Raw genomic sequence first — 20,156 nt, 5'->3', positions numbered from 1 at the left:
CGCCTGGTCACATGCCGCCTCGGCCGGCCGGGGTTCAGCCGGTTTCCTCGGCGGGGGCCGATGGTTCGGGGGCGGGGAGTTCGCTGGTGCAGGTGCTGCGTCCGAAGGCCCCTGATGCGGTGGAGCGTTGGACGTGCTTGCCGTGGACGGCGAGGGTGCAGCTTGCGCTGCCGCCCTTTTCGCCGAGGGTGATGTTGACGATGGGCACGGCGCCGAGTGGCACGTTCACCGTTTTCTTCCAGGGGAGTTCGGCGTTCTCCACGGTCTCGGCCCGGTTGGCTGTGCCGTCTCCTCGGTAGGAGATGTCGGCCGTGCCCTCGCCGAGTACCTCGTACGTCACATCGGCGGTGGGCACTGCGGCCTTGTCCGCCTGCTTGTCGCCGGTGTCGAGGATGCCGTAGGTGATGAGGGCGCCGCAGGCGAGCAGCAGGGCCGCGGCGACGGCGATGCCGCGGCGGTCGGGGCTCCTTGACGCCTTCCCGGTTTTGGAGTCTTCTGCCTCGTCCGGCTGTTCCGGGTCGGTCGGTTCCTGCGTTGTGGGCATGGCCGTACTTTCGGTCGAAGCGAGTTCGCCTGGGTTATACACCATCGGAATCCGCGCAGGCCAGGGCGCGGAAGAAGCGGGTGAATCGGGGCGATCGCTCGCTTCGGGGGAGTCAAATGCCCGAATTGTAAAGTTCCTTGACTGGGGCTCAAAGTATCCGTTAAAAAGCCCCCGACCTCGATCGACATCAGAGGGTGGTAGCGATGGGGAGAGCGAAGTCCGCTGTCGGCGCGCTGCTCCTGGCCGTCCTCCTGACAGGGGCGACCGGGTGCGGTCAGGAGACCGGCGGAAGCCAGGCAGTCACGGGTTCCGGAGCGGACGCGGAGCGCACCATGTCCGAGGGGCAGGGGCGGCTCACTTCGGGCGCCCCGTCGGCGAAGGTCATGGCTCTGCACCGGTTGAGCGTTCCGGCGGGTGCGCAGGACGTGGCCTCCCTCATCAGTGACGGGTGGTCCTCGTACAGCCTGTGCCTCACTTTCCGTCTGCCGAAGCCGGAGATGGAGAAATTCCTGACCGGCATCGGCGTACCGCGAAGTGACATGCGGAAGGGCTTCTACGTCGAGGACGCGGAGGAGGCCGGCTGGTCGAGCCGGCCGGGCCGTAGCTACCTCCAGGGCTCCTCGGACGGAACGAGCGAACCGGGGCCTGCTCCCACCTACACGGTTTCGGTCGATGTGACCGAGGCCGGTGAATTCACGGTGTATCTGCGCTCGGTCGTCGTTCCTTCCTGAGACCGGAACGTCTGAGTCGGAACAGCGGTAAATGAAACAGGAGTGGGCCCCCCGGTTCGTCCGGCGGGGCCCCAGTTCTCGTACCATTGGCGCGTCGCCGAGCCGCCGAGCGGAAGGTGCGAACCGATGAAGGACGCGGACCCGGGGCTCTTCGGCCCCGACTCGGTCACCTGGCAGATGCACGGCGACCCGATGATGTGGATCGCCGGAGTGCGCGCCCTCTACCTCCAGGCACTGCATCCGCGCGCCGTCCGCGGTGTCATCCTGAATTCAGACTTCCGCAACGACGCCTGGGGCCGGCTCATGCGTACGGCCGGTTTCGTCGGCACCCTCACCTACGGCACCACCGAGGCGGCCGAGAAGGCCGGCGCCCGGGTCCGCAGGATTCACCGTCTGCTCAAGGCGACCGACCCGGCGACCGGCGAGGTCTACGGTGTCGACGAACCGGAACTCCTCCTCTGGGTGCACTGCGCCGAAGTCGACTCCTACCTCCAGGTCCAACGCCGCTCGGGCTTCCCGCTCACCGATGCCCAGGCCGACGGATACGTCGCCGAGCAGCGTGAGAGCGCACGCCTCGTCGGGCTCGGACCCGAAGGCGTCCCCGCCACCACCGCCCAGCTCGCCGCCTACTTCGATCGGGTAAGGCCCGAACTCACCGCCGGAGCCGAAGCGGCCGAGGTCGACGACTTTCTGCGCAGTCCGCCGGTCCACGCGCTGCTGGTCCCGGCGCGCGCACTCGTGTGGCGGCGCGTGGCGGCACTCGCCTACCAGTCACTGCCCCCGTACGCCCATGAGTTGTACGGCAGGCCGGCGCCGCCACCGCGCACCGTCGACCGCCGTCTGCGTGCCGCGGGAACCGTGCTGCGCTGCGTCCCCGCCCGGCTGCGCTGGCAACTGCCGCCCCAGCACATTCTCAAAGCGATGGCCCGGCTGGGTGCGGACAGCCGCCCCGCCCCGTACAAACTCCGCAGACAGGCCGCCATACTGGACGGGCCGGGGAGGGCGCAGCGGTAGGCGAAGTGACGGGGGCGACAGCACGCGATGGCGGAGAGCAGGCTGATCCAGAGCCGGTACCGGCTGCTCGATCTGATCGGGCGCGGGGGCATGGGCGAGGTGTGGCGTGCCCGGGACGAGTCGCTCGGCCGACACGTGGCCGTCAAATGCCTCAAACCCATGGGGCCCCAGCACGACCAGTCCTTCACCCGCATTCTGCGGGAACGCTTCCGCCGCGAGGCCCGGGTCGCCGCCGCGCTCCAGCACCGTGGCGTCACTGTCGTCCACGACTTCGGTGAACACGAAGGCGTCCTCTACCTCGTGATGGAACTCCTCGACGGGCGCAACCTCAGCCAGCTCCTGGAGGACAACAAGCAGCACCCGCTGCCCGTGCCTGACGTCGTCGACATCGCGGAGCAGGTCGCCGACGCCCTCGGCTACACCCACCAGCAGGGCATCGTGCACCGGGACCTCAAGCCCGCCAACATCATGCGCCTCGCCGACGGCACGGTGAAGATCTGCGACTTCGGTATAGCGCGGCTGGGCCACGACATCGGCTTCACCTCACGGCTCACCGGCACCGGCATCGCCATGGGCACCCCCCACTACATGTCGCCCGAGCAGATCAGCGGCGGCGACATCGACCATCGCAGCGACCTCTACTCGCTGGGCTGCGTGCTGTACGAGATCGCCACCGGTGTGCCCCCCTTCGACCTGGAGGACGCCTGGGCCGTCCTCGTCGGGCACCGGGACACCCGGCCCGAGCCGCTGCGTACCCACCGCGCGGAACTGCCCGGATTCTTCGACCGGGTCGTCCTCGACCTGCTGGCCAAGACTCCCGAGGAACGCCCCACCGACGCGGGCGACCTGCGGCGCCGCATCACACTGGGCCGGACCGGCGAACAGCCCCAGGCGTCCGGCCATGTCCGCCTCGCACCTCCCGCCCTCGTCGGTCACCCCTCCGCCCGACCGCCGAGGCTCCCTTCCTGGACGCGCGACATGACGACGGGGCACAAGGCGACCGGCACGGTGGGGGCCGGCTTCCCGCTGCCCGACCACTCGGCGGGACTGACCGGCGAGTGGACGACCGGAGCCGATCTGCGCGCCCTCCCCGGCGGCTTCCCGGCCGTCCGCGGCGAGCGGCCCACGCCCTCGCCCGAACTGCTCTCCACCCTCGCCAACCGCCACAGCGCAGGCCTCAACCTGGGCCGCCTCGGCCACTGGGAGGAGGCCGGCGAGGTGCACCGCGCGGTCGCCGCCGAACGCGAACACGCGCTGGGCCCCGACCACCCCGACACCCTCTCCAGCCGCTACGAGGTCGGGTTCACCCTCAGCCGCACCGGCCGCGCCGCCGACGCCCTGCGGGAGTTCGGCCGGGTCGCCGACGGCCGCGAACGGACCCTGGGCCCCGACCACCCGGAGACCCTCGCCGCCCGCCAGGAGACCGCCTATGTCCTGGGGCAGCTCGGCAGGCACTTCGAAGCCCATCAGATGTACGCGGCCGTGCTCGCGTCCCGCGAACGCACCATGGGCCCCGACCACCCCGACACTCTGCGCTGCCGCCACAACCTGGCGTTCAACCTGAGCAGGCTCGGGCGCCTGGAGGACTCGTACCGGATGGCGCACGAGGTGGCGGCGGCCCGCACCCGGCTGCTCGGCTCGACGCATCCCGACACCCTCGTCACCCTGTACGAAGTGGCGTACACACTCGGCCGGCTCGGGCGCTGGGAGGAGGCCCTGCGGACGTACCGCGAGGTCGCGCAGGCCCGTGCCACGGCGTTCGGCTCCGACCATCCGGACACGCTCTCCGCCCGCTACGAGGTCGGCATCAGCCTCGGCCGGCTGGGGCGCAGCGCGGAGGCGCTGGAGCTCTACCGCGCGCTCGTCGACGACCGCACCCGGGTCAGCGGTCCCGCCGACGCCGAAACCCTGCGCGCCCGCCACGGGCTCGGCGTCAACCTGGGGCGGATGGCCCGCTGGGAGGAGGCCCTCGGCGAATCGCGTGACGTGTGCGCGATCCGCGAGCGGAGCCTCGGCCCCGACCACCCCGACACGCTCATCAGCCGGCGCGAGGTCGCCGTCGGCCTCGGCTGGCTCGGCCGCTGGGCCGACGCGCTCACCGTCTACCGCCAGGTCGCCGAGGCCCGGACCCGGGTACTCGGCGCCGACCACCCCGACGCCCTGGCCAGCCGCAACGACGAGGCACACTGCCTGGAGCAGCTGGGCAGGGGCGCCGAAGCGGTCGAGCTGTACCGGCAGGTCGCCGCCCTGCGCCGACAGCGCGGAGCCCCGCCCCAGTAGCCCGGCCACCACCCCTGGCCACGGGTGATCGTCCCGTGTTACGAAGGTGCATGCCCGAACAAGACTCGCCCGCGCAGGACCGCTACGACGCCGTGATCGTGGGCGGCGGACACAACGGTCTGGTCGCCGCCGCCTATCTCGCCCGCGCCGGACAGTCCGTCCTCGTCCTCGAACGCCTCGGGACCACCGGGGGAGCAGCCGTCTCGACCCGCCCCTTCGCCGGGGTCGACGCCCGCCTGTCCCGCTACTCGTACCTGGTCTCCCTGCTGCCCAGGAAGATCGTCGACGACCTGGGCCTCGACTTCGCCGTACGCAAACGGACCGTGTCCTCGTACACCCCGGCCGTGCGCGACGGGCGCCCCACCGGACTGCTCGTCGGCGGCGACGGCACCCGGGACTCCTTCGCCGCGCTCACCGGCGGCGACCGGGAGTACGAGGCGTGGCAGCGCTTCTACGCCATGACGGGCCGGGTCGCCGAGCGGGTGTTCCCGACGCTCACCGAACCGCTGCCGGCCCGGGACGCGCTGCGCGCCCGGATCGACGACCCGGACGCCTGGCGGATGCTCTTCGACGAGCCCATCGGGGTCGCGGTCGAGGAGAACTTCACCGACGACCTCGTACGCGGAGTGGTGCTCACGGACGCGCTGATCGGTACCTTCGCCGACGCGCACGACCCGTCCCTGATCCAGAACCGGTGCTTCCTCTACCACGTGATCGGCGGCGGCAGCGGCGACTGGGACGTACCGGTGGGTGGCATGGGCGCGCTGACCGACGCCCTCGCCCGCGCCGCCCGGGACGCGGGCGCCGAGATCCGGACGGCGCACGAGGTGACCAAGGTCGAGACCGACGGGACGCACGCGGAGGTCACCGTCCGCTCGGCCGGCGCGGAGCAGGTGATCGGCGCCCGGCGGGTCCTCGTCAACGCGTCGCCGCAGGCCCTCGCCGCGCTCCTCGGCGAGGAGCCGCCCGCCCCGGCCGAGGGCGCGCAGCTGAAGGTCAACATGCTGCTCACCCGGCTGCCGCGACTGCGTGACCACGCCGTCGACCCGAGGCAGGCGTTCGCCGGTACGTTCCACATCGCCGAGGGGTACGGGCAGCTCGCCGACGCCTACCGGGACGCCCGGCAGGGGCGGTTGCCCGCCGCGCCGCCCTCCGAGATCTACTGCCACTCGCTGACCGACCCGTCGATCCTCGCCCCGGACCTGGCGGAGCGCGGCTACCAGACCCTCACGCTGTTCGGCCTGCACGCACCCGCCCGGCTCTTCACCGCGGACAACGACGCGGCACGGGCCGAACTGCTCAAGTCCACCCTCGCGGAACTCGACGCCCACCTGGACGAGCCCATCGCCGACTGCCTGGCACTCGACGAGAACGGTGCACCCTGCATCGAGGCGAAGACCCCGCTCGACCTCGAACAGGACCTGCGGCTGCCCGGCGGCCACATCTTCCACCGGGACCTGGCCTTCCCCTACGCGACGGAATCCACCGGCCGCTGGGGAGTCGAGACCGCGCACGCCAACGTGCTGCTCTGCGGGGCGGGCGCGGTGCGGGGCGGCGGGGTCAGCGGGGTCCCCGGCCACAACGCCGCGATGGCGGCGCTGGGCCGGTAGACGCAGCGGCCTACTGACCGAACACGCCGCGCAGGGCCGCCATCTTGCGCGGCAGGTCGTACTCCGCGCCGCCCTCGTGCCCGTTGTACGCGAACACCTCGATCTCGGCGGGCCCCGCGTAGCGGTGGTAGGCGGCGAACACCGTCGACGACGGACAGATCTTGTCCATCAGCCCCACCGAGAACCACGCCGGGGCGGTCGCCCGCGCCGCGAAGTTGGCACCGTCGAAGTACGACAGGGTCTCCATCGCCTCCTCGACCCGGAAACGGTGCCCCGAGAGCCAGCGGGCGACCTCCCAGTACGGTCCCGCGTCCGTGATCTGCGAGCCGCGCCGGAAGTGGCACAGGAACGGCACGTCGGCGACGGCCGCCGCCACGTCGTCCCGCAGCCCGGCGACGGCGAGCACGAGCCCGCCGCCCTGGCTGCCGCCGAGTACCGCGACCCGTGAGGCGTCGACGGCCTCATGGGCCTTCGCCGCGTCCACGGCACGCACGGCGTCGGTGATGAGCCGGCGGTAGTAGTGCTGGTAGGGGTCCTCGATCCCGCGGGTGAGGAAGCCGGGGGAGGACGAGCCGTGCCCCTCGGGATGGATGTCCGGGGTGTCCGCGGTGTTCTTGCCGCCGCCGCCCTGGCCCCGGTTGTCCATGATCAGGTGGGCGTACCCGAGCGCGCTCCAGGTCAGCCAGGAGTACGGGATGCCACGGCCGCCGTTGTAGCCGATGTACTGCACGACGGCGGGCAGCGGGCCCGTGCGTACGCGCGGCAGCATCAGCCAGGCCTTGACCCGCTGGCCGCCCCAGCCGCTGAACGTCACGTCGAGGACGTCGACGGTCGCGAATCCGGCGTCGTACGGGACGAATTCGGCGTCCAGATCGTGCCGGGCCGTCTCGGTGAGGGTCTTCTCCCAGAAGGCGTCGAAGTCGGCCGGTTCCTCCGGTTCCGGCCGGTACTCGCGCAGCCGCTCCAGGGGCATGTCGAACAGCAAGTGTCTAGCTCCTCTTCAGGGTGAGGTTGAGAGTCGCGCCGCGGCGGCCCGCCGTGTCGGCGGTGATCCGGATGCCGTTCGTGACGGGCACGGCGCTCACACCCGGGTCCGAGGAGGCGAGCGTGAGACTGCGGCCTGCCAGTTCGACGGAGACGGTGGACCGCAGCTGCGTCGGATCGGACAGGGACACCGTCAGAGTCCTGCCTTCCGGGCGCACCAGAACCGATGCCGGACCGTCGGCCTTCAGCTCCTGCGCCGAAGCCGCGGACCAGAAGTTGGCGGCGAGGAGCCCGTCCGCGCAGCGGCGTACCGCGTGCACGGCGGTGGACCGGGCGACCAGCTTCACCGGCGGGGAGGCCGACCACAGCTTCGTACGTTCGGCGGATGCGGCGGGTGCCTGGAGCCAGAAGTAGCCCGCGTCGGCCGGTGCGATCCCGTGGTCCTGCCACAGCGTCAGATACGGGCGGGTGACCGGTGTGTCCGTGCCGTACTTGAGGTTGATCTCCCGCCAGGTCGCGGTGCGCTCCTCACGGAGCCCCTTGAGCGTGACGGGTTCGGGGAAGACGTAGCCGCCGGTCCCGGCGATATGCAGCCAGCGGACCTTGTCGAGCTGCGCCGACCAGCCCGCACCCGTGGGGGCCGCCGTACCGTTGACGAGGAGCGCCGCCGCCGGGTCGCGCAGCTTGCGGTTCTCGACGACCGTCTCGGCCGTTCCCGCGTCCGCGCTGATGCCGGAGCCCACACAGGCGATCACGTCGTCCAGACAGAACCAGCTCTTGAGGCCGTGCAGCGAACTTCCGTACGCCCGCAGCTCCATGCCGTACGCGCCGAGCGTCGTCCCGGGCAGTGCCGTGCCGCCCGCCCAGTCCGCCGTGCTGGTGGTGCGCTGTCCGGCCGCGTTCGCGGGCCGGCCGGCGATGACGGTGGTGCCGGGCAGCCGCGTCGGGTCGACGGTGGGCCAGTAGTCCTCGCTGTAGTGACCGAGGTCGTCGGTGTGGAGCAGCACCATGCCGTCGGAGAGGTGCCAGCCGTGCAGATTCTCGTTCTGGATCGACTCGTAGTTGTAGATCCGGGTCGAGTACGCGGAGATGCCGAGGGCGAACGAGGGGCGGTGGTGCGCCGCCTTGTCCATCCGGGGGTGCTGCTTGTGCGCGACCAGCGGGCCGCGCGCGGGGACGGGCGAGTCGATGACCTGGCGGGCGGCGACCAGCGATGCGAGGTCGGTGACCGCCAGGAAGTCCCGGTAGGTGTCCTCGGCGATCCACTGCTTGACCAGGGCGGTGAAACGGTCGGCGGTCTCACCGGGGAAGCCCGGGATCAGCCGCAGGACCGCCTCGATGACCGTCTGCGCCGAGGCGTGGCCCTGCTTGCTGGGGCGGGCGATCTCCCGTCCGCACACCGAGGCCAGCACATCGCCCCTGGCGAGCAGCGGGTCGAAGCCCTCGTCCACCCAGACGCGTACGTTGTCGAGATCGGGGTCGGTGACCGTCCACGCCGTACCGGCCAGCAGATTCAGCAGCCGGGAGAGGTTGTTCAGCAGCTCCTTGCCGTAGCCGCCGGTGTACGGGTGCTTGTAGTGCTGGAGGAACGAGCCGTCGGAGTAGAACCCCTCGCCCGTGCCCGCCGCTGCCGCGCTCGCGTCGTTGAAGGCCAGGACGCTGTTGGCGCCTGAACCCTCGACGTCCGAAAGAGCGTCGCGGACCCGGGCCAGGGCGTCCCCGTCGTCGCGCAGCACCGCGTTGACGGCGACGACGGTGGAGATCCACACCCGGTTGGCGCCGGTCGCGATCTGCCGGTCGGCTCGCCACAGGTTGGGGTCGGGCGTGTAGTGGAGCACGGCCGCCGTGATCCGGGCCAGCCGCTCCGCGCCGAGGCTGTCGTACAGGAGCACCGTCGCGTCGTTGAGCGCGAGCGCCGAGCCGATCTCCCAGTCCCAGTCGTTGTCGAAGCGGGTGTGCCCGGGGCCGTAACGGTTCGTCAGCATCCAGTCGATGCCGCCGAGCAGCAGATCGCGCAGGGCGGTGTCGCCGTACTGCGGGGTGCCGGGGACGGCCCACGCGGTCGCGACCGTGGCGATCCGCTTGAACGACGTCGTGACGTGGTTGGACAGTGCGGTGCTGGTCAGGTCGGGGAACAGACCGTCGGCGGCGGCCGGGTCGAGGCCCTTCGCCGCGGTGGTTCCGGCCCTGCCGATCCGGGCGACGGCCGCGGCGATCCGCTCGTCGGTCAGGTCGAGCCCGGGGCCGCCGGTGAGCAGGGTGTGCCAGCGACCGCGCAGCGCGGCGGCGTCCGTGGCGGCGGCGTGCGCGGTGCCCGCTCCGGTCAGGTAGAGGGGCAGGGCGACGGCCGCGCCGAGCGCGGCCGCTGTGGCCAGGACGGTACGCCGGGTGGTGCCTGGGTTCATGATCGGTGCCCTCACAGGAGGTGTCGGCGGTCGACGGCCGCGGCGAGCGCGGTATGACCGGAGGAGTTGGGGTGCAGGCCGTCTCCGCTGTCGTACGCGGGCAGCAGGTGCGCGGGCCTCGCGGGATCGCGCAGCGCGACGTCGAAGTCCGCGAAGGCGTCGAAGACGCGCCCTGTACGCACCGCACGGTTGATCTCCTGCCGGACGGCGTCGAGCTCCGGCGTCCAGCGGACCCACCCCTCGAACGGGGCGATGGTGGAGCCGACGATCCGCAGTCCGGCGCCGTGGGCGCGCAGCACCAGTTGCCGGTAACCGGCCACGACGAGCGTCGGGTCGGTCTGGCTCGGCGGCTGCTGGAGGTCGTTGATGCCCAGATGTACGAGGACGGTGCGCAGGCCAGGCAGTGAGAGGACGTCACGGTCGAAGCGGGCCTGTCCGCCCGGCCCGAACCGGGCGTCGTTCAGCAGCAGCCGGTTGCCGCTGATCCCGAGGTTGGCGACCGCCGAACCGGGAATCCTGCGGGCCAGTTGGTCGGGCCAGCGCAGATCGGCGTCGTCCGGGGTGCCGACGCCCTCGGCGATGGAGTCGCCGAGCACGGCGAGCACCGGTCCCGCGGCGCCCGTCGTCTCGACGCCGGTCAGCAGCAACACGGACGTGGTGCGCACACCGTCGACCGTGTGCGAGGCGTGCGTGTTGCGGTGGAAGGACAGCGGACCGGTGGGACCGGGCAGCCGTGTCTCCACGGAGAGTTTCGCCCGGTCGGGGACCCGCAGCCCCTCGACGGGGTCGCTGATCAGCGAGGCGCCGGCGGCCAGCCACGCCTGCGGCAGGCCGCCGAACGTCACCGCGCGCCCGTCGGCCGTCACCGGGCCGACCAGGATCGGCACGGCGCCGAACGCGTTCCCGTACCGCAGCCGCACCTGCCCGCCCGCGGACAGCCGGACGGCCGCCGTGTGTACGCCGTCGGTCAGACCCGCGCTCGCCACGATGTCGCTCGGTGTGGGCGCGGTCTGCGCCGTGGCCCAGGACGTGGACCAGCGCGAGCCGGCCGCCGCGGTGCGTTCCGCCGCCTGCGCGCCGGGAGCGGCCACGGCCACCGCCGCCACACCGGCCATGCCTGCCGCCGCTGTCAGAATCCCGCGTCTCGCGGGTCTCCGGCCGGTCACTGCGGGCACGCACCGGTCGGGTTGTACTCGGCCGCGTACGTCCCCACCGCGTTGCCCCCGGTGTTGCCGCTCATCGTGTTGGTGCACACCGGGCCCTGCGGGGTGCGCATGAACTTGATGCCGCCCCCGGCGTTCCCGGTGATGGTGTTCCCGTACACGCTGGTGTCGATGCCGTCCGTGGCGGTGTCACCGCCGAGCCGGATGCCCGCGCCGACGTTGTCGTGCACGGTGTTGTAGCGGAAGATGTTGCCGCTGCCGCGCGCGTCGAGGCCGCCCGAGCTCGGGTCCTTCTGGCCGGCGCAGTCGTTGTACTCGACGTAGTTGTTGGTCGAGTTCTCCTTCACGTCGACACACTCGTTGCCCTGGGTGTCGATGGTGTTGTGGTGGATGCGGTTGTTCCGGCTGATGTCGGCCGCCGCGTCCGGGGCCCCGTTCGCACCCTGCTGTTCGGGAGCCGTCCCGAGGTAGATGCCCTCACCGTTCTTGCCGCCCCCGCCGAACTTGAAGTCGGCGACGCCGCAGTTGGTGACGGTGTTGTCGTTCACCTCCGCGCCGGTGACGAGGTAGCGCAGCCGGAGACATTCGTCGGCGGCGTTCTTGAGCGTCATACCGGTGATGTGCAGTGCGCCCACCCCGTTGCTGGGAGTCGTGCTCATGACATAGATGAGCTTGAGGCGGTAGCCCGACACATCGGTGGACGAGCCGTGCAGTCCGTCCACGGTGAAGCCGCTCAGCGTCGTCGAGTCGTGCTGGACCTGAATGATCCGGGCGTCGCCCGCCCCCTTGACGACCGCGTTCGACGGGCCGGTGAGCGTGACCCCGGCGCGCTTGGTCACCACGTCCTGCCGGTACGTGCCCGCCGCGAGGTTCACCACCGCACCCGTCGGGGCCACGTCCATGGCCTTCTGGATCGTGGCGAACGGGGCGCCCGCCGACGTACCCGCGTTGGAGTCGCTGCCGGCCGGTGCGACGTAGTACGCGGTCGCCGCCTCGGCCGCGACCGACGTGACCGGGAAGACGAGCGGCGCGAGACCCGCTGCCAGCGCGGCGGTGAGAACGGTGAACGAGTGTTGCCTCATGGGGTGTGCCTCCTGGGATCTGCGAAGGACAGAGCGAGCAGTACGGGGATGCTGGGGCCGAGAAGCAGCGGCCCCAGCGGTACGACGAGCGAGAGCAGCACGGCGGAGACCACCGCGCCGAGCAGAGCGGTGCCACGCGCCGCCGAGCCGAAGCCCAGGGCCAGTGCGCCGAGGGACCAGGAGCGGACCGAACCCTCCGGCGCCAGACCGGCCGAGGCGGCGAGAGCCACATGGTGGATGACGAGCGCGGCGGCGATGCCCACCTGCGCGGCGAGCACCACGAACGTCCAGGGCTCGGAACGGCCCAGCAGATAAACGATGTTGGCTGCGAGGACGGCCGCCGCGACGGTGGACAGCAGCCCGTGCCGCCACAGCGCCCGCCAGTACCGGGGGAACGCGGAGAACGCGTTGGTGAAGCAGCGGCTGTCCCCCTCCTCGCGCCACCGCTGGAGTGCGTGGCCCATGGCGGCGAGCGCCGGAAGCCAGGTCACGACGCCCAGCGACAGCACGGCGAACGCGGCCCCGGCCGCGGCCGGGTAGGCCACGAACTCCAGCCGCCGCAGCAGCGTCGGCCAGGCGGAAGAGAGGGTTGCCTGCATGGTTTCAGCCGACCTTTCCTGTGTACGGCTCCGGGACTTCGAGGAGCACCCGGCCGTTCAGCTCCAGACGGGTGGCCCCCACGACGTAGGGGACACCGGTCGCGGAGAGCAGCACGGCCGCCGCGTCGGCCACGACCGTGCCGGTGCGGAGGCGGCGCGCGAAGGGGGACAGCAGCACGGTCTCCTCCCCGCCGTCGAAGGTGACACCGTGCCCCTCGGCGCAGCCGGCCCGTTCGGCCCGGCACGAAGCACCGGGGGTGATCGCGGTGAGGAAGTGGCCCTCCGAGGACCGGGCGGTCGTCGAACGCAGGGTGTGCAGCGTGCGGGTGAGGCGCAGCTCCGGCGTGCTGGACGTCGGGTTGGCCTCCACCTCCGTGACCCCGGAGACGACCGTCCCGCCGGGCGGCGCGAACTGCGTTACCAGGGCCACGGCCGCGCCCGAACGGATCAGCCGGGTGCCATCGGGCCGCGGCTCGGTCGGCCGGTCGGTCTGGAGCAGGAACGTCCACTCCCGCTCCTCGTCCGCCTCGGCGAGATCGAGCAGCACGAGCCGCCCGGCCGGGGTGAACACCAGGGTCCGGTCGAGCCGCCGGACACCCAGAGCCGGGTCGTACATCGCGGCGATCTCCGCCGTCGAGTGCGCCCACTCGCCCCCGGCGTCCACCAGCACATCGCGCTGCCGGGCCTGCCGCTCGAACGGGATGTCCTTGTAGACGTGGTAGCGGTCCTCGTCGGCGTACCCCTGGCCGTCCACCAGGAGCAGATTGTGGTGGGCGGCCCGCTTGCGGTTGCTGTACCCCTCGTCGACCGCCAGGAACGCACCCTGCGAGACCAGCACGAAGGAGCCCGAATCCGGATGGTGATGCCCCTGGTTCAGGGTCTCCCAGCCCAGCTCCGCCCGGTGCTTCTCCGCCGTCTCCCACGCCTTGTGACCGCCGCCGGGACTCGCCTTGAACGACACAAGCGTGGCGTCCGCGTCCCAGCCGGTCCTGGCAGCGAGCAGCCCCAGATCCGGGAAGAACGCCCGGGTCTCGGTCGGACGCACGGCCGGCACCGCCGGGTCGTACCAGAGGTACTCCAGATACGCCTCCGGCAGGATTCCCGGCCGCACACCGCTCTCGGCAGCCTCCTGCCACAGCAGTTCGCCCGAGGCCAGATCACCCATCCACTGGGCCTCGCCGATGCCGTACTGCGAGGCCAGCCGGTAGTACAGCCCGGCGCTGTGACCGCTGCGCCGGTCGTGACAGTCGCCGTGGTCGACGTTGAACGCGAAACCCGGTGCCGTCTGGTGCAGTCGGTAGCGGAAGGTACGGGAGAGGAAACCGCCCCGCCCCCACCAGTCGATGCCCTCGGCCTCCTGGAGGAGATCCAGATGGGCGGCCAGGAACGGGACCCCGTAGCGCCAGTACACGACGCCCTCGGCGTGCGAGCCGTCCTCGGGCATCAGGTCCAGGACCCGGCCCAGATTGTCCTTGGCGCGCTCGGTCCACTCCTCCTTGCCCAGCACGTAGCCTGCCGTCGCCAGACCCGCGTAACAGATCCAGTTGTGGTTCTGCCAGTACGAGGACGACCACCAGCGGCCCTCGCTCGCCACCGCGAACTCGTACATCCGCCGCCCCTGGAGCAGCAGTTTGTACCGCAGCAGCGCCCTCAGCCCGTCCGGCAGGTCGTCACCGATCCACCGGTAGGCGAGCGCCAGATGGTGCAGCAGCCAGCCCGCGTCCAGGTCGTGGTCCGGCATATGGGCCTTGCCCCAGTGCGGCAGCCGGACCGCCGCCTCGATCCAGCGGATGCTCTCCGTCAGATGGGCCCTGTCGCCGCCGACCCGGTGGGCGAGCGCCGGGTTGGAGGCCGCGGGACCCAGCCAGGTGATGCTGGCCAGGGGGTGCGTACGGGGAGGGGTCAGCCCGCGGTGACGGGCCGCCTCCTCGTACAGCCGGTTCTCCTGCGCGGGGCGCGGTCCGGGCGGCGGGGTCGCCGACAGCAGCAAGGGTCAGCCCTCCGTCCGGAATCGTGCCGTGGAGCCGTCCGCCAGTTCCACTGTCAGCTCCTCGCCCTCCAGCCGTACCGCGCTCACCGCCGGACCCGCGGACGCCGCCTGGTAGACCGAGGCGAAGATGACCCGATCGGCGTCCGCGGTGAAGTCGACGCGAGTCCGCGTCCGCTGGGGGTCGTCGGCCGGGCCGGGGCCCGGCGTCGTCACCGGACGCACCGGCACCCCGTCCGTGTGGGTGTGCCAGCCGTGCAGGGTCTCCTCGCCGTACCAGGTCGTCCGCACCGGACCCGCGGCCTGTACCTGGACGTCCAGTGCGGTGCCGGGGCGCAGCTGCGCCGTGACGCGGCGGGGCTCCGGCCCCGTCACCGTCAGCAGGTCCACCAGATAGCAGTCGCCGAGCGCGATACGCCTGACCGCGCGCACTCCTTCGTACGCGGTCGTCACCTCGGCCGTCACCGAGCCGGCGTCCGAGCCGAGCAGCGTGCCCGTGCACTCGGCCTGCTCGCCGCCGTCCACCCGGAACGCCGGATGGGCGAGCGTCGAGGCGTACAGCTCGCGGAACTCGGCATGGGCGTAGGGCACCTGGCCCGGATCGGGCTGCCACGGGGTGGTGTCCCCGTACAGGTACAGCGACAGCTTGTCGCGATGCCCGTGCGAGCCGCCGTGCGGACCGAAGTCCAGCAGGGCGTGGATGCCCGCGCCGCGCAGCACCCCGTATCCGGCCCGCGCGAACACCGTGACGGGTGCGGGGGAGGGGCGTTCGCCAAGAGGCGGTCCTGCGAACCAGCCGCCCAGCTCGGCGTCGAGCCCGTCGTCCGCCGCACCGAGCTCGTTACGGGCCCGCGCGGACACCGCTTCCAGCGCGGCCGAAGGCACCAACTGCTGCGCCAGCGAAACCAGTTCGAGCCACTCCAGGGCCAGGGGATTACGCAGATACGGCCCGTCGTGAAGCGCGGGCAGGATACCGCCGGGCGTCGCGATCGCCGCCAGCACGTCCGTCATCCCGGCCAGCACGCCCACCACGTCGGACGGGATGTCCGAGGGATCGGTGGAGCGCAGCGCCAGCAGCGCGGCCCGCAGCACGAACCCGTGATAGTAGGTGCTGCCCTCCCACTCCCAGCCGTCATCGGCCACCGCGACCCGCAGATGCGCGTACAGACCGTGGTCGCCCTCCAGCCACCGCTTCCCGCCGTCCCAGTCCCCGCCGCGCACGGCCGAGGCCGCCCGACTCGACGCGGCACCGGCGGCGTTGAGCCACGCCGTGTAGTTCGACGCGAGCTGTCCCTTGCCGGTCAGGACGTCACGGGCGTCCAGCGCCGCCTGCTCCAGATCGTCCAGCAGGGGGAGGACCGCGTGCAGTCCGTCCGTCCCCTTCTCGGCGAGCGTGATCACCGTGTGCCCGATGTTCACCGCCCAGATGGCGTCGGTCAGCGCCTGGTGGAAGAGCCGGCCACGCAGCATCCAGGTCTGCGCCTCGCCGTGCCGTTCGGTGGCGAGCTCCGCGTACAGACCGGCGTACTCGACGAGCCGCGCGACCGTCTCCGCGCGCTCGCCCCGGTGGGCGAGCACCCGCAGGTGCCGCGCCCACGCCTGGTGCGACAGCACCAGCCAGGCGCCGCGCACCGCCTCGTCGTCCACCCGGCAGCCGTGCGCGCACCGCGCACCGCCGTCCGGGAAGACCCCGGCCAGCAGATCACCGTGGTCGAGCTCCACCCCGTGCGCGGGGCAGACGTACGCGTGCCACCAACCGCCGCGCTCGCGCGCTATCCGCCTCAACGCGGCCATGCGCCACCGTCGATGTCGACCGTGGTGGCCGTGAGGAATCCGGACGCGGGCGACGCCAGGTGGACGACCGCCGAAGCGACGTCCTCGGGGGTACCGGCCCGGCCGACCGGAATCCCGGCCTCCATGGACTGCTGCGCCTCGGGCGCGGTGAACGTGTCGTGGAAGGCGGTGCCCTTGATGAAGCCCGGCGCGACGGTGTTGACCGTGATGCCCGTACCGGCCAGCTCCTTCGCGAGGCCCTTCGTGAAGCCGCGGATGCCTGCCTTGGCGGCGGCGTACGCGACCGATCCGGGGCCGCCGCCGTTGTGCGCTGCCAGCGACGACATCGTGATGATGCGGCCGGCGTTCGACTTCGTCAGGTGGGGGAGAGCGGCCCGTACCGTACGGAAGGCCGACGTCAGATTGACGGAGACGACCTGCTCGAAGTGCTCGTCGGTCATCTCGGCGATCTTCGCGCGGCCGATCAGATGTCCGGCGTTGCAGACGAGCACGTCCAGGCCGCCGAGGAATCCGGCCGCCTCCTCGACGAGGCGGTCCACGTCGGACGTCACCGTCACATCGGCCTTGAACGCCTTCGCCCTGCGGCCCAGCGCCTCGATCGCGGAGACCGTCTGTACGGCCTCGTCGGCGGAGGAGTGGTAATGGACGGCGACATCGGCGCCGGCCTCGGCAAGGGCGACGGCGATGGCACGGCCGATGCCGTGGCCCGCCCCCGTCACCAGTGCGCGGGAGCCGTTGAGATCAGCAGACATGGGTGAAGCCCTTTCGGTCATTCGAGAGCCGGTCACAGAGGGACCGGCGCCGGTCACTTGAGACCGGCGGTTGCGAAGCCCTGCACGAAATAGCGCTGCCCGATGAGGAACAGCAGGACCATCGGCAGGGTGGCCAGCGTGGTGCCGGCCATCAGGAAGTGCCATTGGGTGCCGTTCTCCGTCTTGAAGACGGAGAGCCCCACCTGGATCACCCGCAGACTGTCGGTGCGGGTCACCAGCAACGGCCACAGGAAGTTGTTCCACGAGGACTCGAAGGTCAGCAGCGCCACCGTGGTGAGAGCGGGCTTGACCTGCGGCGTCATGATCTGCGCGTAGATCCGGAATTCGCCGAGCCCGTCGAGCCGCGCCGCTTCCTCCAGTTCCACCGGCAGGTCCAGATAGAACTGCCGGAAGAGGAAGACCGCGAACGGAGTGACCGCGCCCGGGATGATGAGCGCCCACCAGGTGTCCAGCCACCCGCTGCCGCCCTGGCCGAGGATGTCGTTCCCGCCGGCCAGCGGCATGAAGCGGACGATCAGGAACTCCGGCAGCACCTTCGTGTACGTCGGGATCATCAGCGCCGCGATGAAGAGAAGGAAGATCACCTCGCTGCCACGGAACTTGATCCGCGCCAGCGCGTAACCCGCCATCGACGCCACCAGCACATTGAGCACCGTGTGGCTGATCGCGATGATGAAACTGTTGCGGGCGTACGTCGCGAACGGCGCCGCCTTCAGCGCGTCGACGTAGTTCCCGAACTCCCAGTGCTCCGGCAGCAGTCCGGCGTCCTGCGAGGCGATCTCCACCGGCGTCTTCAGCGAGGTGAGCACCATCCAGACGAACGGCACCACCATCAGCAGGGAGATCACGGAGAGCGTCACATAGAGCGCGATCCGTCCGACGGAGACAGGCTTGCGCCGTGTGTGGATCTCAGCTGTGGCCACGGGTGCCTCCCATGATCCGCCGGTTCACCAGGGTGAAGCCCATCAGCAGCACGAAGAGCACCAGTGACTGCGCGCAGGCGTACCCGACGCGGAACTCCCGGAAGGCGGACTTGTAGATCTCGTACGTCATCATCGTGGTGCTGTTGGCGGGGCCGCCGTCGGTCAGGATGTAGATCTGGTCGAACGACTGGAACGCGGTGATCATCGAGGTGATGAGCACGAAGAACGTGGCGGGCTTCAGCAGCGGCAGCGTGATCGAGAAGAACTGCCGCACCTTGGACGCGCCGTCCACCGCCGCCGCTTCGTACAGCTCCCTCGGCAGGGACTGCAGGGCGGCCAAGTAGATGAGCATCTTCATGCCGATGCCCTGCCAGATGCCGACCAGGATGACCGAGGGCATCGCCCAGGTCGTGGAGTTGAGCCAGGCCGGACCGTCGATGCCGAGGAACGAGAGCAGCGCGTTGAGCAGCCCGTTGCCCGGGTTGTAGATCCACAGCCAGACGAGGGCGATCGCGACGGTCGCCGTGACCTGCGGCAGGAACACCGCGGTACGGAAGATGCCGCGCGCCTTCAGACCGGTGTGCAGGGCCAGTGCGAGCAGCAGCCCCAGCAGCATGCCGAACGGCACGGTGAAGAAGGTGTAGATGACGGTGTTGACGATGGACTTGCGGAAGACCGCGTCGTCCAGCATGTCCCGGAAGTTGTCCAGACCCACGAACTGCGGCGCCGTCAGCACGTCGTACTTCGTGAAGGCCAGGGCGACCGAGGCCACGACCGGCAGACCGATCCACAGCGAGGCGTGCAGCAGCGCGGGCGCCACCATGAGCATGCCTGCCCTGCGCCTGCGCCGGCCCGGACCCGTGGGGGTCCGGCCGGTGCGCTTGGGCGCCGCTTTCTCAGGGAGTGAAGGGGGCCGCGCGGGCCGTGCCTTCACCACGGATGTCGCTCCCACAGGTACGGGTCCTTACATCCGGCCGATCGCGGCCTCGGCGAGGCGGCCGAGCTCCGCGATGGCGTCCTTCGCCGACTGGTCGCCCACGATCGCGGGCTCCAGCGTCGGCTTGATCTTTTCGCGGATCTCCATCCAGGCCGCGGTGCCGCCCTCGGAGACGGCGTGCTCCAGGTTCTGCAGCGAGAGATCGACGAACTCGTTCTCCTTCACATAGCCCGTGTCGTTCAGGTCCCGCAGACCGGGCACCGAACCACGCTGCTCGGCCGCACCGAGGATCGACTCGGGCGACGCGAGGTACTCGACGAGCGCGAGGGCCGCGGCCGGGTGCTTGGAGCTCGCGGAGCGGGAGGCGAGCGTGCCGCCCTGGAGCATCGCGGGCTTGCGGTTGGCGAGGATGAACGCGCCCAGCTTGTCTTCCTCGATCAGCTCCGGGTTCTGCTCCGTGACCTGCTTCCAGAGGGCGCTGGTCGACATCATCATCGACGCCTTGCCGGTCTGGACGTTGGCCGGTGCGCCGGCGTCCGTCTTCTTCGCGTAGTCGGCCGAACCGTCCTTGACCAGGTCCTTGAAGAACTGCAGCGCCTCGACCCCGCGGGAGTCGGTGAACAGCACCTTCTTGCCGTCCTCGCTGAACAGTTGGCCGCCGTTGGCGAAGAGGAAGGTCTCCCAGCACTGGCGCAGGTCGATGGAGAACGGGTCGAAGCCGACGCGGCCGTCCTTCGTCAACTGCTTGGCCACCGCGCGCAGTTCGGCCCAGTTCTCCGGGGTCTTCTTGATCCCGGCCTCCGCGAAGTGGTCCTTGCGGTAGACCACGATGCGGGTGTCGAGGACGACGGGAAGCGCGTACAGCTTGCCGTCGTGGCGCGACGGGTCGAGGACCCGCTCCTCGTAGTCGTGCGCGGTCGCCAGCTTCTCGGGCAGCTCGGCGATCGCCTTCTTGGCGGCGAACGGGGGTATCCAGCCGACCCCCATCATGAGCACGTCGGGCAGCAGCCCGCCCGCGAGGCCGGTGGTGATCTTCTCGTTGAGCTGTGCGTACGTGGTGTAGTCCACGTTCACCTTGACGTCCGGATACTTCTTCCGGAACCCGCCGAGGATCTTCTCTTCCAACAGGGTCTTGCCGTCGGCGCCTTCGAAGATCGGGGTGAGCAGCGTGATCTCGCCCTCGGCCGGGCCGTCGGCCGAGCCGGACGCGGTGGAGCCGGTGCCGCAGCCCGTGAGGGCGGCAGCGGTGCCCGCGCCGATGACAGCGAGCAGTGACCGTCTGTTGAGTTCCATGGGACACCCCTTTTGAGGTGGAGGTAGTGGATCGATC

The 20,156-nt window shown here is 70.9% G+C and carries 16 protein-coding genes; 4 read left to right on the top strand and 12 right to left on the bottom strand.

Annotation, left to right across the window (positions count from 1 at the left end):
* Positions 1-34 precede the first annotated feature (34 nt).
* Positions 35-544, bottom strand: coding sequence for an MmpS family transport accessory protein (locus ACWGO0_RS06385; RefSeq protein WP_453528868.1), 510 nt, complete (start codon positions 542-544; stop codon positions 35-37).
* A gap of 203 nt (positions 545-747) precedes the next feature.
* On the opposite strand from ACWGO0_RS06385, the gene ACWGO0_RS06380 reads away from it, so the two are divergent.
* From ACWGO0_RS06380 to ACWGO0_RS06365, 4 genes are all read left to right on the top strand, one after another.
* Complete coding sequence (locus ACWGO0_RS06380) at positions 748-1,275, top strand: hypothetical protein (RefSeq protein ID WP_453528865.1); 528 nt, start codon at positions 748-750, stop codon at positions 1,273-1,275.
* Positions 1,276-1,401: 126 nt separating this feature from the next.
* A complete protein-coding gene (locus tag ACWGO0_RS06375; RefSeq protein WP_453528862.1) occupies positions 1,402-2,289 on the top strand; it encodes an oxygenase MpaB family protein in 888 nt (295 codons plus the stop codon).
* A 27-nt stretch (positions 2,290-2,316) separates the two neighbouring features.
* Positions 2,317-4,569, top strand: a complete 2,253-nt coding sequence (locus ACWGO0_RS06370; RefSeq protein WP_453528858.1) for a tetratricopeptide repeat protein — start codon at positions 2,317-2,319, stop codon at positions 4,567-4,569.
* Between the two features lie 50 nt (positions 4,570-4,619).
* Entirely contained in the window at positions 4,620-6,179 is a 1,560-nt protein-coding gene (locus ACWGO0_RS06365) for a phytoene desaturase family protein (protein ID WP_453528855.1), read from the top strand.
* A gap of 10 nt (positions 6,180-6,189) precedes the next feature.
* Here the strand turns inward: ACWGO0_RS06365 and ACWGO0_RS06360 are convergent, their stop codons facing one another.
* From ACWGO0_RS06360 to ACWGO0_RS06310, 11 genes are read right to left on the bottom strand one after another with little or no spacing between them, the layout of a single operon-like run.
* Entirely contained in the window at positions 6,190-7,164 is a 975-nt protein-coding gene (locus ACWGO0_RS06360) for an acetylxylan esterase (protein ID WP_453528852.1), read from the bottom strand.
* Between the two features lie 4 nt (positions 7,165-7,168).
* Complete coding sequence (locus ACWGO0_RS06355; RefSeq protein WP_453528849.1) at positions 7,169-9,568, bottom strand: polysaccharide lyase 8 family protein; 2,400 nt, start codon at positions 9,566-9,568, stop codon at positions 7,169-7,171.
* 11 nt (positions 9,569-9,579) lie between these two features.
* Positions 9,580-10,683 (bottom strand): SGNH/GDSL hydrolase family protein, encoded by a 1,104-nt coding sequence (locus tag ACWGO0_RS06350; protein ID WP_453528846.1) that lies wholly within the window; start codon positions 10,681-10,683, stop codon positions 9,580-9,582.
* A gap of 47 nt (positions 10,684-10,730) precedes the next feature.
* Positions 10,731-11,813: a DUF1565 domain-containing protein gene (locus ACWGO0_RS06345; RefSeq protein WP_453528843.1), complete on the bottom strand. Its 1,083-nt coding sequence runs from the start codon at positions 11,811-11,813 to the stop codon at positions 10,731-10,733.
* Entirely contained in the window at positions 11,810-12,412 is a 603-nt protein-coding gene (locus ACWGO0_RS06340; protein ID WP_453528840.1) for a DUF624 domain-containing protein, read from the bottom strand. Before ACWGO0_RS06340 ends, ACWGO0_RS06345 begins: the two co-directional genes overlap by 4 nt.
* Before the next feature lie 4 nt (positions 12,413-12,416).
* Positions 12,417-14,402: a hypothetical protein gene (locus tag ACWGO0_RS06335; RefSeq protein WP_453528837.1), complete on the bottom strand. Its 1,986-nt coding sequence runs from the start codon at positions 14,400-14,402 to the stop codon at positions 12,417-12,419.
* 3 nt (positions 14,403-14,405) lie between these two features.
* A complete protein-coding gene (locus tag ACWGO0_RS06330; RefSeq protein WP_453528834.1) occupies positions 14,406-16,193 on the bottom strand; it encodes a heparinase II/III domain-containing protein in 1,788 nt (595 codons plus the stop codon).
* Entirely contained in the window at positions 16,181-16,945 is a 765-nt protein-coding gene (locus ACWGO0_RS06325) for an SDR family NAD(P)-dependent oxidoreductase (RefSeq protein WP_453528831.1), read from the bottom strand. Before ACWGO0_RS06325 ends, ACWGO0_RS06330 begins: the two co-directional genes overlap by 13 nt.
* A 53-nt stretch (positions 16,946-16,998) precedes the next feature.
* Positions 16,999-17,889 carry a carbohydrate ABC transporter permease gene (locus tag ACWGO0_RS06320; RefSeq protein ID WP_453528828.1) on the bottom strand — a complete coding sequence of 297 codons (891 nt, stop codon included), beginning with the start codon at positions 17,887-17,889 and terminating at the stop codon, positions 16,999-17,001.
* Complete coding sequence (locus ACWGO0_RS06315; RefSeq protein WP_453528825.1) at positions 17,876-18,841, bottom strand: carbohydrate ABC transporter permease; 966 nt, start codon at positions 18,839-18,841, stop codon at positions 17,876-17,878. Before ACWGO0_RS06315 ends, ACWGO0_RS06320 begins: the two co-directional genes overlap by 14 nt.
* Positions 18,842-18,853: 12 nt before the next feature.
* Positions 18,854-20,119: an ABC transporter substrate-binding protein gene (locus tag ACWGO0_RS06310; RefSeq protein WP_453528822.1), complete on the bottom strand. Its 1,266-nt coding sequence runs from the start codon at positions 20,117-20,119 to the stop codon at positions 18,854-18,856.
* Positions 20,120-20,156 lie beyond the last annotated feature (37 nt).

The sequence above is a fragment of the Streptomyces sp. NPDC055749 genome, assembly GCF_053617235.1.
The sequence above is the reverse complement of the archived record's forward strand: the minus strand, read 5'-3'. Positions and strand labels throughout refer to the sequence as shown.